Raw genomic sequence first — 11,759 nt, forward strand, 5'->3', positions numbered from 1 at the left:
CAACATGGCATTTCTTGCCAAGGGTAGGATTTTAGTGGCCGCGGTGGTGGCGGTGCTTGCACTGGCGACGGGCGCACAGGCGGCGGGCAGTTGTGGCAAGACCGGCGCCGGCTTCGATGCCTGGAAGCAGGATTTTGCCGCGCAGGCCAAGGCCGAAGGTGTGGGCTCGAGGGGGCTGGCTGCACTGGCTGGCGCCACCTACGCAACAAGGACGATCTCCGCCGACCGCGCCATCCACAAGGCTTTCAGCGGCTCGGTCGAAGATTTCATGAAGCGTCGTGGCGGGGCCGTGATCATTTCCAAGGGCCGTTCGCTGAAGAAGTCGAACGCGGCGCTGTTCAGCCAGATCGAACGGAACTACGGCGTGTCGCCGGGTGTGTTGCTCGCCATCTGGGGGATGGAGACGGGCTTCGGCGCGTCCATGGGCAACCAGAACACGGTTTCCGCCATTTTGACGCTGGCCTATGATTGCCGTCGCCCGGACTACTTCTATCCGCATGCCATCGCGGCCCTGAAGCTGGTCGATCGCGGAGCATTGACCGCCTCGTCTGTCGGCGCCATGCATGGCGAGATCGGCCACACGCAGTTCCTGCCCGGAAATGTCTTGAAGTATGCGGTCGGCAACGGAAACCTGCGCGACAGGAACACGGCGTTGGCCTCCACCGCCAACTTCCTCAAGGGTCATGGTTGGCGGGCTGGCGCGAGCGCGCAGGCGAATATGGGCGCAATTGCCGGCTGGAACTCCGCGAGCGTCTATCAGCAGGCCATCGCCCGCATCGCCACGGCGATCGATGCCGACTGATAGAAATCCTATTCGACCAAGAGCCCGGCCATGCGCCGGGCTTTTTGTTTTTGGAGCAGGGTAAAAACCCAATCACTTGGAGCGACCAGGTTTGATCTCCTCACATCACTCTCAATAATGTGCGTAGCCGCTCAACGGGCATTTCTGTGAAGCGGGAACCTGGAAGCTGCCGTCAATACCGCTGCAGGAACGGAACTTGGACGTCCGCGGCGCCGGTGCGGCCCTAGCAGCCGCCTTTGACTTGCCCTTGATAACCATCCAGATTTCGGTCGGCTGGTCGAGCTGCAGGTTGTTTATGTCGGAGTAGGTGATCCGCCCGCTGCGCAGCCCCTCGCCAAGGCGCTGGCAGAACAGGGCCGGCATGCGCTCCTGCGAGACGCCCATGAAGGAGGCGATGTCGTGTTTGAGCGTGAGCCCCCATGCGTGGACAGCGGCGACGCAGCCGTCCAGATTCACCTTCGGTTCGCGCTTCGCGCTTGCCTGCGAGGGCGGGCACACCGTCAAAACGACGACCACGCCAAGCAGAAGAGAAATACTATTTTTCACTGTCAAAACCCCTCGATCCCGTAGGACAACTAAAATAATGCTGTCAAAAGGTCAAACGGGAACCTCTTTGAGGGGTTTTGATTTTCATTACATTAGAAGTGCCAAATAAAAACCCGGCGTCTCCGCCGGGTTTCTTGGCTGCATCAGCTCTCATGCGATCGGCGGAGCACACCCCAGGCCCGCTCCAGCCCTCGGGTGTCAACCCTTGCGGTTGCGTGCTGCAAGCGTCCTCAGCCGCAGCGCGTTGAGGCGGATGAAGCCGGCGGCGTCCTTCTGGTCGTAGGCGCCCCGGTCGTCCTCGAAGGTGACCAGCGCATCGGAATAGAGCGTCTTCCTCGACTTGCGGCCGGTGACCATGACGTTGCCCTTGTAGAGCTTCAGCCGCACCGTGCCTTCGACGTCTTCCTGGCTCTTATCGATCATCGCCTGCAGCATCAGGCGCTCGGGCGCGAACCAGAAGCCGTTGTAGATCAGCTCGGCATAGCGCGGCATGAACTCGTCCTTGAGGTGGGCGGCCCCGCGATCGAGCGTGATCGATTCGATGGCGCGGTGGGCCGCGATCAGGATCGTGCCGCCGGGAGTCTCATACACACCCCGCGATTTCATGCCAACGAAACGGTTCTCGACCAGATCGAGCCGGCCGATGCCATTGTCGCGGCCGAGATCGTTGAGCGCCGCCAGCATGGTTGCCGGCGACAGCTTCTTGCCGTTGAGCGCGATCGGATCGCCCTTGAGGAACTCGATCTCGATCTCGGTGACCTTGTCGGGCGCGTCCATCGGCGAAACGGTGCGCTGGTGGACGAATTCCGGCGGCTCGCTCCACGGATCTTCCAGCACTTTGCCCTCGGAGGACGAATGCAGCAGATTGGCGTCGACCGAGAATGGCGCGTCGCCCTTCTTGTCCTTCGGCACCGGGATCTGGTGCTGCTCGGCGAAGTTGATCAGGTCGGTGCGCGACTTGAATGACCAGTCGCGCCACGGCGCGATGACCTTGATGTCGGGGTTCAGCGCATAGGCGGAAAGCTCGAAACGAACCTGGTCGTTGCCCTTGCCGGTGGCGCCATGGGCGATCGCGTCGGCGCCGGTTTCCCTGGCGATCTCGACCAGGTGCTTGGAGATGAGAGGCCGCGCGATCGAGGTGCCCAGGAGGTAGGTGCCTTCATAGACGGCATTGGCGCGGAACATCGGGAAGACGAAGTCGGACACGAACTCCTCGCGCACGTCGACGACGCGAATGTCCTTGATGCCCATCATCTCGGCCTTGCGGCGTGCCGGCTCGAGTTCGCCGCCCTGGCCAAGATCGGCGGTGAAGGTCACCACTTCGGCACCGAGCTCGGTCTGCAGCCATTTCAGGATGATGGATGTGTCGAGGCCGCCGGAATAGGCGAGCACAACTTTCTTGACGTCTTTGGCCTTGGACATTTTTACCCCGTCGATGGCGGACGCCCCAGCCGAGGCATCACGGATTGTCGGAGGGCCTTTTAGCAGGAACGGCAAAGCGAGCAAGCACGCGCGCATGCATGGCTTTTGATCCAATGCATTGGCAAGGAGGCGATGCGAGGCAGGGAACAACCTGCTACAATCAGGGGCTGCATTCTCCAGCAACATTTAATCAAGTTTTCACGCCTCGCCGCCAATATGGCGACAAAGCCGCGTCAGCGACGTGCCAACCCGGCTTACTCGCTTGTCGCGAGCACCCTCGGGCTTGGGCCGTTCTTGATGCGCGTTATCTCCTGTATCGTTACGGAACATAATCTGTGGCTCGTCCTGCTAGCGGCGCTGATGTGCGTCACCGGCTGCTGGGTGACGATCGATCTCTTCGATCGTGCCAGAAAGACCGCCGGCGTGCAGATGCGAGGCTGGCTGTTCCTGACCGCGGTCGCCGCCGGCTCCTCGATCTGGTGCACGCACTTCATCGCCATGCTGGCCTACCAGCCCGGCGCGCCGATCACCTTCGATCCGGTGCTGACCATGGTATCCCTCGTCATCGCCATCGCTGGAACCGGGGTGGGCTTCACCCTTGCATCCGACAAAAGCCGGCGTCTCGCCCCGGAATGGGGCGGATGCGTCGTCGGGCTGGCGATCTCGACCATGCACTACACCGGCATGATGGCTTATCACGTCGCCGGCATCGTCGAATGGGATGGTCGCTATGTCGCCGCCTCGCTTGCCATTTCGGCGGGGTTCTCCGCCGTGGCTGTCGGCCATGCCGTGCGCCGGCCCTACAGCTGGTCGCAATATCTCAGCATCGGGCTGTTGGTGCTGGCGATCGTCGGCCTCCACTTCACGGCAATGGCGGCGGTGGCGGTGACGCCGCTCTCCTTCATCACCACCGGCACCAATCCCGAGATACTGGAGGCAATGGCCGTCGCCGTCGCCGTTGTCGGCCTGATCGTCGCGGCCACCGGCTTCGCCAGCTACCTGATCGATGAACGCGGCCGCCTGGAGAGTTTCGAGCGGCTTCAGCATCTCGCCCTCAACGATGCCCTTACCGGCCTTGCCAACCGGGTCTCCTTCAACGACCGCCTCGACCATGAGATCGAGCGGGCACGGGAGGACAAGGAAACGATGACGGCCGTCATCGTCATCGATCTCGACCGCTTCAAGGAGATCAATGATCTCAGGGGACATGCCGCTGGCGACCAGGCGCTCAGGATCGTCGCCCGCAGGCTGGCGAAACTCACCGGCGACGGCGAATTCGTGGCACGGCTCGGCGGTGACGAGTTCGCCGCGATCAAGCGCTTCAGGGATCAGAACGACCTTCTGGGCCTGGTCTCGAGGCTGGAGAAATCATTGTTCCAGCCCTTGCTGCTCGACGACTTCGAAATCGCCGCCGGCGCCAGCATCGGCGTCGCCGTCTATCCGCGCGACGGGGCCGACCGCGAGAGACTGGTCAGCAATGCCGACCTCGCAATGTATCGGGCAAAGAACGACGTGACGCGGGCGGTCTGCTTCTACGAATCCGCCATGGATGAGGCGGCGCGTGCTCGCCGCGCGCTGGCCACCGATCTTCGCCAGGCGATCGAGCGGGGCGAGCTATCACTCCATTATCAGGTGCAGACTTCGGTTTCGACCGGCGCCACCTGCGGCTACGAGGCATTGCTGCGCTGGACCCATCCCGTGCATGGCATGATCCCGCCGGCCGAATTCATCCCGATTGCCGAGGAGAACGGCTCCATCATGGCGATCGGCGAATGGGTGCTGCGGACCGCGTGCAAGCAGGCGGCCTCCTGGGACAATAGCCACAAGATCGCGGTCAACCTGTCGCCGGTGCAGTTCGCCCATGCCGATCTTGCCAAGCTGGTTCACCAGATCCTGATCGAGACCGGGCTGTCTCCGAAGCGGCTGGAACTCGAGCTGACCGAATCGACGATCGTCGCCGACAAGGTCCGGACGCTGCATGTCCTGCGCCAGATCAAGGCGCTGGGGGTAACGATCGCGATCGACGATTTCGGCACGGGCTATTCGTCGCTCGACACGCTGCGCTCGTTTCCCTTCGACAAGATCAAGCTCGACCGCTCGTTCATGGCCGATGTCGAGCGAAGCCCGCAGGCCAAGGCGATCATCCGGGCGGTGCTCACACTGGGGCGCAGCCTCGACATTCCGGTGCTCGCCGAAGGCGTCGAGACGCATGTTCAGCTCACCATCCTGCAAGTCGAAGGCTGCAACGAGGCACAAGGCTATTTCCTCGGCCGGCCCAAGCCGATCGATCAGATCCTGCTCACCGGAGCCGCGGGCCTCGCGCTGGTAGAGATCGATCAGTCCGCGGCCTAGGCTCTTGCCGTCAGGGATGGCGCCGCGTCTGGCGCCCGCACGGAGCATCCTGTATAGGCACTCGCGTTCCTCGGGGCCGCCATGTCCTTCATTCCTGATACCACCACGCTGATCCAGTTTGCCATTGCCACCGTGATCCTGGCGATCACGCCGGGGCCGGACATGACCTTGTTTGTCTCGCGCACGCTGAGCCAAGGCCGCGCCACCGGCTTCGCCTCGATGGCCGGCGCCCTGTGCGGCACGCTGATCCACACCACGCTGGTGGTGGTCGGCGTCTCGGCGCTGATCGTTGCCTCGCCGATGGCCTTCTTCGTGCTGAAGATCTTCGGCGCCGGCTATCTGGTCTTCCTGGCCTGGCAGGCTATCACCAAGGGCTCGGCCTTTTCGCCGGAGAAGAAGACAGGCCCGCGGATTTCGCTGTTGCGCAGCTGGGTGGCAGGGCTCGGCGTCAATCTGCTCAATCCGAAGATCATCCTGTTCTTCATGACCTTCCTGCCGCAGTTCGTCTCCGCGCATGACCCGAACGCGCCGGGAAAGCTGTTTTTCTTCGGCTCGATGTTCATCGTGCTGTCGATCCCGGTAACCGTGCCGATGGTGCTGGCGGCGGAAAGATTCTCGGCGGCGATGAAGGCCAGCCCGCGCGTCACGCGGGTGGTCGACTATCTCTTCGCTGGCGTGTTCTCCGCCTTCGCGCTCAAGATCCTGACGGCGCAGGCGAAGTAGGCTTTATCTTCCCGTTTGACCGGAATCCTTGCCGAAAGCCGTTTTCCGCCTTTCGGGATCATGGTCGGTTCCGCCCTGCCACCAGCTTCCGGCCCAGCGCCCGGCGCTGAGCCAGTAGAAGATGCCACCGACCATGCCGCCGCCAATCACCGCCGTGATGGCGCTGGTGTCCCTGACCGCGAAAGTGGCGTCATCGGCATGGTCGACCAGGCCAAGGAAAACCGCCGCAACAACCGCGCCCGCCAGCGCATAGAACAGCCAGTCGCGCCGGCCGAGGATCTCGGCAAGCAGGATGACGATCGCCGCCGGCATGAAGGCGAAATAGGCGACGAACAGGGCGATGAAGGGAATTGAAAAATAAAGGGAAGCCGTTGCCGCCGGTTGCGCGTGCTCCGGCGTGTAGCCGAGCGAGGCCAGGAACAGGATGTTGAGGAAGGCGCTCGCCGCCAGCGAGGCGACGGCATAGCCGAACAGGATGACGGCGAAACGGACGAGGTAAGCGGCGAAACGGCTCATCCTAAATCCCAGCGTGTGAGATGACCGGACTTACGCCCGGCCAGAAGCCAGTAGACCGAACCGGCAGCAATGCCGGCCGTGGCCAGAAAACCGAGATAGCCCGGATTGAAGACAAAGCTTCCGGCCGAGCGCGGGATGGAAACACCAAAGGCGATCGAGGTGATCGCACCCGTGACCGCAAAGTAGAACCATCCTCGAAGCGACAGCCGTTCGGCGACCAGGATTGCCGGGCCGACGATCAACAGCGCGCCGACCATCACGGTCAACACGGCAAGCGGGAACGAGCCCAGCCAGTCGAATGCGAAAATGATCGACCAGTTCCCGTCTTCGATTCCTTCCAGAAGAGCGATCAGCAGCACAGGCACCAGGATCGAGGTCAGCACGGCGGCAACATAACCGACTGCTATGATGGCGAAGCGCTTCGACCGGGCGACGAGGCGGCTCACGCCTCGCCGTGCCCCGCGATCATCATGGCTTCCAGCGCCAGCCGGTCGACCTTGCGCATACGCTCCGAGTCCGACTTGAGCTGGCCGCAGGCTGCCAGGATGTCGCGGCCGCGCGGGGTGCGGATCGGCGAGGCATAGCCGGCATTGTTGATGTAGTCGGCAAACTTCTCGATCGTCTCCCAGTCCGAGCACTGGTAGTTGGTGCCCGGCCACGGGTTGAACGGGATCAGGTTGATCTTGGCCGGAATGCCCTTGAGCAGCTTGATCAGCCCCTTGGCGTCCTCGATGGAATCGTTGACGTCCTTCAGCATCACATATTCGAAGGTGATGCGCCTGGCGTTCGACAGGCCGGGATAGGCGCGGCAGGCGGCGATCAGTTCCTTGAGCGGATACTTCTTGTTGATCGGCACCAGCAAGTCGCGCAGATCGTCGTTGGTGGCATGCAGCGAGATCGCCAGCATGACGCCGATCTCCTCGCCGGTGCGGAAAATCTCGGGCACGACGCCGGAGGTCGACAAGGTGATGCGGCGCTTCGACAGCGACAGGCCGTCGCCGTCGGAGGCGATCAGCAGCGCCTTCTTCACCGCCTCGAAATTGTAGAGCGGCTCGCCCATGCCCATCATGACGATGTTGGAGACTTTTCTGCCCTCGGCCGGCACGATGGCGCCGTCCGGCGTGTCGCGGTCGGGGAAGTCGCCGAGCCGGTCGCGGGCGGTGAGCAACTGGGCGAGGATTTCCTCGGCGGTCAGATTGCGCACCAGCTTCTGCGTGCCGGTGTGGCAGAACGAGCAGGTCAGCGTGCAGCCGACCTGCGAGGAGATGCAGAGCGTGCCGCGGCCTTCCTCGGGAATATAGACGGTCTCGATCTCGACCGGGCGGCCGGCGCCGCGCGGCGGGAAGCGGAACAGCCACTTTCGCGTGCCGTCCGAGGAAATCTGTTCCTCGACGATCTCGGGCCTGGCGACGGTGAAATGCTTGTCGAGCTCCGCGCGCAGATCCTTGGAGATGTTGAACATGCCGGCGAAGTCGGAAACGCCGCGCACATACATCCAGTGCCAGAGCTGCTGGGCGCGCATCTTGGCCTGGCGTTCCGGCACGATGCCGGAAGCGACGAGAGCCTCGCCGAGTTCGGCGCGCGTCAGGCCGATCAGCGACGGCTTCTCGGGCTGTGCTGCGCGGGCGCGCAATGCGTCACGGGCGCCTTCGGCGGTAAGATCGAATGAAAGGGTCATGGTTGCACTGATATAAGCGGTTTGCGGCCGATTTCATCCATCGGCCTGAACTGAAGCGCGGCGCATAGCACAGGTTGAGGGCGGAGTCATGCCGGGAGCGGTAAAGCAGACCTCGCCGCCCTCAGCCGACAGCCCCAAAAAAGCAAAAGGCCGGGCTATGCCGCCCAGCCTCTCACCCAAAACGATGATTTGCCTATTTACACTTGGCGATCGATGACAGCGCCGCCGAAATGCCTTTCAGCGAAAAGACATAGGAGGTGGGGTTGCCGCGGCCCGACTTCGCCGTCACCTTCATGTCGGTGCCGGTCTTCATCGCGGCGATCAGCACCGGCTCCTCGGCGGCGTTCTCGACCCAGGCCGACTTGCCGCGCGTGAACATCGAGAAGGACTTCTTGTCGATGGTGACGGTGGCCTTGGAGCCTTCCTGGAAGTTGTAGCCGGCAATGAATTGCGGCTCGTAGGACACCTGCTGGCCGGGCCGCTGGCTGACGAAGAAGAACATGTCGCCATGGTCGAGCGTCGGCGGCTGCTTGTCGGTCGGCACGGTCAGGACATAGCAGACCTTGCCGCCCGATGCCTGGTAGCTGTAGGTGCCCCAGGCATTGTGCTGGCCGATCTTGGTCGCCGACTGCGCCAGTGCCGGCGCTGCCGCGGCCACCAGGACCAGGCTCGAAACTATAGCAATCAATCCGCGCATCGTTTTTCCCGTATTCCAAATGGTGCGGCGGCAGGCCGGCTGGCGTCCTGCCCGTCGCTTCATTTTGATTTAATCTGGGTTACCAAACGGTGAATTTCCTTTGAGAAAAGGACCCTCACCCGAGGAAACCGCCGCCATTCCCGCGCCGCCGCCCTGTCAGCGGGTGGCGCGACGTCCCTTCGGCGACTTGGAGGCCACGAAAGCGGCAAGAGTTTGACTTTTTTCCCCGGCCGCTGAACGCTGATGTCCAGGGGGCAAGGGCTGGCGTGGAGACGCTTAGCCCTTGTCGGCGATGGCCTCCTTGGCGGCCTGCCGGTGCGCCGGCGTGATGTGGGCGCTGACGGCGGTGATGGCGGCGGTCAGCACGGCGATGTCGTCGGTGAAGCCGAGCCCGAGGACGAAATCGGGGATGACGTCGACCGGCAGGACGAAATAGCCGAGCGCGGCCAGCAATATGCCCTTGGCGCGCAGCGGCGTGTTCTTGTCCATGGCGCAGTAATAGGCGGCGACGACCTCTTCCATGAACGGAATCTGCCGCGCGGCCTTCTTCGCCGTGCGCCAGAATTTCTCGCGCACCTCGCTCTCGTTGCCAAGCTTGTCGGCAAAGCCGAAGAAATCAAAACCGGAGTCTCGCGCCATCAACCTCTCCTCGCGGGGCCATGCGCATCTGGCGCATGCCCGCGGGGGAAGATGTGGTGAAACCCGGACCCTGCTGCAAGTGCCGGCGTCGATTTGGGTCCGCCATTCAATCGCAGGTATGCACGGAAGGCACTCAGCCGCCGAAATAGCGGTTCATCTTCTTCGCCATCTCGATGTCGAGCACGCTCAGGCCGCCGACATCATGGGTGTTGAGCGTGACGTCGACCGTCTTGTAGACGTTCGACCACTCCGGATGATGGTCCATCTTTTCCGCGGCAAGCGCGACACGCGTCATGAAGGCAAAGGCCTCGGAGAAGTTCTTGAAGGTGAAGGTGCGGCTGATGGAGCCGGCGTCCTTTGCCAGTGCCCAGCCGTCGAGCCCGGTCAGCGCTGCTTCAGCGGCTTCCCTGCCCAGTTTCTCTCTCGCCATGTCGATTTCCTGTGCTATTTCCCAAAAATGACCCTCACCATAATGCATGTCGCCCAAAAGTGCGTTGCGGTTTTGGGATAACGACATGCACAAAAACAACGCCGGCTCGATGCGCGCGAAGCCCATAAAATCCATCCTGTTTGTCTGCCTCGGCAACATCTGTCGGTCGCCGCTGGCCGAAGGCGTGTTTCGCGCCGTCTGGGCGGAGCGCGGATGGAGCCAAGACATCCTGCTCGATTCAGCCGCCACCAGCGGCTGGGAGGTCGGCTCTGCCCCCGATCCACGCTCGATCGCGGTCGCGGTGCGGCACGGCATCGACATTTCCGGACAGCGGGCGCGCAAGGTCACATCAGAGGATTTTCATCGCTTCGACCTGATTTTCGGCATGGACCGGTCGAATGTCCGCGACCTGAAGGCGCTGGCGCCGGCAGCCATGCACGACCGCATCCACCTGTTCCTGGAATTCGCCGAGGGCACGGCGCGCGACGTGCCGGACCCCTACTATGACGACGCGGAAGCGTTCGCGTCCGTCTACCGCATGATCCGCGACGCGTCGGAGGCGCTGGCTATGCGGCTGGAAGCGCGGGCGTCACTGCCCGACAGTGGCCAGGCTTCCTCGACGATATAGGGCCCACCGCCGACCGAATCGCGCGACGACATCAAGACGAAGCGGCCGACGCGGAACGGCAGCGTCGAGAAATTGCCGCGCGCCGACAGGTACTGGGCGACGTCCAGCGGGGTCGAATTGCGCAGCCGGGCAAGGGTTACATGCGGCATGAACTTGCGCGGGTCGGCGGGGATGCCGAGCCGCTGGCAGATGCGCTCGATTTCGCCCTGGAGTGACGCAAGATCGGGCGAAGCCGAAATTCCGGCCCAAACCGCGTGCGGTTTCTTCTGGCCGAAAGCGCCGACACCGGACAGCGTCAGCGGGAAGGAGGGGCGGTGAACGCGGTCGAGCGCGTTGGCGATCTCGTCGGCGACATGGCCTGGGATATCGCCGATGAAGCGCAGCGTCAGATGGTAGTTTTCGACGTCGATCCAGCGGGCGCCTGGCAGGCCGCCCCGCAGCAGGGACAGCGAAAGAGCGGCGTCACGCGGTATTTCGAGGGCGGTGAAAAGACGCGGCATGAAGAGCCTCCCTTCCTCGAATCGAACTGTCACCCGTAGCGAATCATCGATAGTCAAACGGAGCAAGAGGTTTGTTGGTCACAGTCCTTGTCAAAAAGTTTCCCCAACGGAAACAGGGCCGGTCGGCCTCACCAACCTCCCGGCACTGCCGCGATGGCCTTCTCGACGGTCGGCAGGATGCGTTCGACCATTCGGTCGACACCCCGGGCGTTGGGATGCATGCCGTCCTCGAGCTGCAGGCCAGGCTGGTCGGCGACGCCGTCGAGAAAGAACGGATACAGCGAAACATCGTATTTCCCGGCTAGGTGCGGAAAGATGGCGTCGAAAGCGTTCTGATAGTCGGCACCGAGATTGGGAGCGGCGCGCATGCCGGCCAGAAGCACGGCAATCTTGCGCTCCTTCAGCTTGCCCAGCATCTCGTCCAGGTTCTTTTTGGTGATGTCGGGCGGGACACCGCGCAGCATGTCGTTGGCGCCGAGCTCAAGGATGACCAGCTGGGTGCCGTCCGGCACCGACCAGTCGAGCCGCGCCAGGCCACCGCTCGACGTGTCGCCGGAGACGCCGGCATTGGCGACGGTCACGTCATGGCCCTTGGCGCGAAGTGCTGCCTGCAGTTTGTCGGTAAAGCCCTCGTCCGGTCCGAGGCCAAAGCCCGCCATCAGGCTGTCACCGAAACCGACGATCTTGAACGGCTCGGCACGCGCCGACGAAATGGCGCCGCAAATGGCGAGGAAAACGATCAAGCCTGCGGCAATACTGCGTTTGAAAGACATGCGGCAGGCCCCATATGACCAAGGAATTCTTGCGGCGACGGTCTGCGACAAGC

General features: G+C 62.9%; 14 protein-coding genes. 4 read left to right on the forward strand and 10 right to left on the reverse strand.

Translation table 11 applies throughout. The annotated features are described in order from the left end of the window. Positions 1-4 precede the first annotated feature (4 nt). Positions 5-802 carry a lytic murein transglycosylase gene (locus tag AC56QP_RS19195; RefSeq protein WP_497100405.1) on the forward strand — a complete coding sequence of 266 codons (798 nt, stop codon included), beginning with the start codon at positions 5-7 and terminating at the stop codon, positions 800-802. A gap of 111 nt (positions 803-913) precedes the next feature. Here the strand turns inward: AC56QP_RS19195 and AC56QP_RS19200 are convergent, their stop codons facing one another. Together AC56QP_RS19200 and AC56QP_RS19205 are read right to left on the reverse strand one after the other, a co-directional pair. Further along, a complete protein-coding gene (locus AC56QP_RS19200) occupies positions 914-1,348 on the reverse strand; it encodes a hypothetical protein (RefSeq protein WP_497108992.1) in 435 nt (144 codons plus the stop codon). 198 nt (positions 1,349-1,546) lie between these two features. Then, positions 1,547-2,770 carry an argininosuccinate synthase gene (locus AC56QP_RS19205; protein WP_091575976.1) on the reverse strand — a complete coding sequence of 408 codons (1,224 nt, stop codon included), beginning with the start codon at positions 2,768-2,770 and terminating at the stop codon, positions 1,547-1,549. 297 nt (positions 2,771-3,067) lie between these two features. Between AC56QP_RS19205 and AC56QP_RS19210 the strand changes: the two genes are divergently transcribed. Beyond that, the gene (locus tag AC56QP_RS19210) at positions 3,068-5,122 is read left to right on the forward strand and encodes a putative bifunctional diguanylate cyclase/phosphodiesterase (protein WP_489858523.1); all 2,055 of its coding nucleotides are present in this window, start codon (positions 3,068-3,070) and stop codon (positions 5,120-5,122) included. Between the two features lie 81 nt (positions 5,123-5,203). Then, the gene (locus AC56QP_RS19215) at positions 5,204-5,845 is read left to right on the forward strand and encodes a LysE family translocator (RefSeq protein ID WP_489858522.1); all 642 of its coding nucleotides are present in this window, start codon (positions 5,204-5,206) and stop codon (positions 5,843-5,845) included. A 3-nt stretch (positions 5,846-5,848) separates the two neighbouring features. On the opposite strand, the gene AC56QP_RS19220 is transcribed toward AC56QP_RS19215, so the two are convergent. From AC56QP_RS19220 to AC56QP_RS19245, 6 genes are all read right to left on the reverse strand, one after another. Beyond that, positions 5,849-6,361, reverse strand: coding sequence for a hypothetical protein (locus AC56QP_RS19220; protein WP_489858521.1), 513 nt, complete (start codon positions 6,359-6,361; stop codon positions 5,849-5,851). Beyond that, on the reverse strand, positions 6,358-6,744 hold the full coding sequence (locus AC56QP_RS19225) for a hypothetical protein (RefSeq protein WP_497100404.1): 387 nt from the start codon (positions 6,742-6,744) through the stop codon (positions 6,358-6,360). Before AC56QP_RS19225 ends, AC56QP_RS19220 begins: the two co-directional genes overlap by 4 nt. A gap of 59 nt (positions 6,745-6,803) precedes the next feature. Then, on the reverse strand, positions 6,804-8,039 hold the full coding sequence (gene rlmN / locus AC56QP_RS19230) for a dual-specificity RNA methyltransferase RlmN (RefSeq protein WP_489858519.1): 1,236 nt from the start codon (positions 8,037-8,039) through the stop codon (positions 6,804-6,806). A 193-nt stretch (positions 8,040-8,232) separates the two neighbouring features. Then, entirely contained in the window at positions 8,233-8,736 is a 504-nt protein-coding gene (locus AC56QP_RS19235; RefSeq protein WP_091575980.1) for an invasion associated locus B family protein, read from the reverse strand. A gap of 276 nt (positions 8,737-9,012) precedes the next feature. Further along, a complete protein-coding gene (locus AC56QP_RS19240) occupies positions 9,013-9,375 on the reverse strand; it encodes a YkvA family protein (RefSeq protein ID WP_489858518.1) in 363 nt (120 codons plus the stop codon). A 133-nt stretch (positions 9,376-9,508) separates the two neighbouring features. Beyond that, positions 9,509-9,805: a 4a-hydroxytetrahydrobiopterin dehydratase gene (locus AC56QP_RS19245; protein ID WP_091575981.1), complete on the reverse strand. Its 297-nt coding sequence runs from the start codon at positions 9,803-9,805 to the stop codon at positions 9,509-9,511. A 109-nt stretch (positions 9,806-9,914) separates the two neighbouring features. Here AC56QP_RS19245 and AC56QP_RS19250 point away from each other — a divergent pair, with 109 nt between their 5' ends. Beyond that, positions 9,915-10,433 carry a low molecular weight protein-tyrosine-phosphatase gene (locus AC56QP_RS19250; protein WP_489863564.1) on the forward strand — a complete coding sequence of 173 codons (519 nt, stop codon included), beginning with the start codon at positions 9,915-9,917 and terminating at the stop codon, positions 10,431-10,433. Here the strand turns inward: AC56QP_RS19250 and thpR are convergent. Continuing rightward, positions 10,337-10,933 carry an RNA 2',3'-cyclic phosphodiesterase gene (gene thpR, locus AC56QP_RS19255; protein ID WP_489858517.1) on the reverse strand — a complete coding sequence of 199 codons (597 nt, stop codon included), beginning with the start codon at positions 10,931-10,933 and terminating at the stop codon, positions 10,337-10,339. The genes AC56QP_RS19250 and thpR overlap by 97 nt on opposite strands. A 128-nt stretch (positions 10,934-11,061) precedes the next feature. Then, positions 11,062-11,706, reverse strand: coding sequence for an arylesterase (locus tag AC56QP_RS19260; RefSeq protein ID WP_489858516.1), 645 nt, complete (start codon positions 11,704-11,706; stop codon positions 11,062-11,064). Between the last annotated feature and the right edge of the window lie 53 nt (positions 11,707-11,759).

Source organism: Mesorhizobium sp. RCAM 05104 (assembly GCF_059683645.1).

Coding starts and splice junctions, on each gene's coding strand:
- AC56QP_RS19195 (WP_497100405.1), top strand. CDS start 5: ATGGCATTTCTTGCCAAGGGTAGGATTTTAGTGGCCGCGGTGGTGGCG.
- AC56QP_RS19205 (WP_091575976.1), bottom strand. CDS start 2,770: ATGTCCAAGGCCAAAGACGTCAAGAAAGTTGTGCTCGCCTATTCCGGC.
- AC56QP_RS19210 (WP_489858523.1), top strand. CDS start 3,068: ATGCGCGTTATCTCCTGTATCGTTACGGAACATAATCTGTGGCTCGTC.
- AC56QP_RS19215 (WP_489858522.1), top strand. CDS start 5,204: ATGTCCTTCATTCCTGATACCACCACGCTGATCCAGTTTGCCATTGCC.
- AC56QP_RS19220 (WP_489858521.1), bottom strand. CDS start 6,361: ATGAGCCGTTTCGCCGCTTACCTCGTCCGTTTCGCCGTCATCCTGTTC.
- rlmN (WP_489858519.1), bottom strand. CDS start 8,039: ATGACCCTTTCATTCGATCTTACCGCCGAAGGCGCCCGTGACGCATTG.
- AC56QP_RS19235 (WP_091575980.1), bottom strand. CDS start 8,736: ATGCGCGGATTGATTGCTATAGTTTCGAGCCTGGTCCTGGTGGCCGCG.
- AC56QP_RS19240 (WP_489858518.1), bottom strand. CDS start 9,375: ATGGCGCGAGACTCCGGTTTTGATTTCTTCGGCTTTGCCGACAAGCTT.
- AC56QP_RS19245 (WP_091575981.1), bottom strand. CDS start 9,805: ATGGCGAGAGAGAAACTGGGCAGGGAAGCCGCTGAAGCAGCGCTGACC.
- AC56QP_RS19250 (WP_489863564.1), top strand. CDS start 9,915: ATGCGCGCGAAGCCCATAAAATCCATCCTGTTTGTCTGCCTCGGCAAC.
- thpR (WP_489858517.1), bottom strand. CDS start 10,933: ATGCCGCGTCTTTTCACCGCCCTCGAAATACCGCGTGACGCCGCTCTT.
- AC56QP_RS19260 (WP_489858516.1), bottom strand. CDS start 11,706: ATGTCTTTCAAACGCAGTATTGCCGCAGGCTTGATCGTTTTCCTCGCC.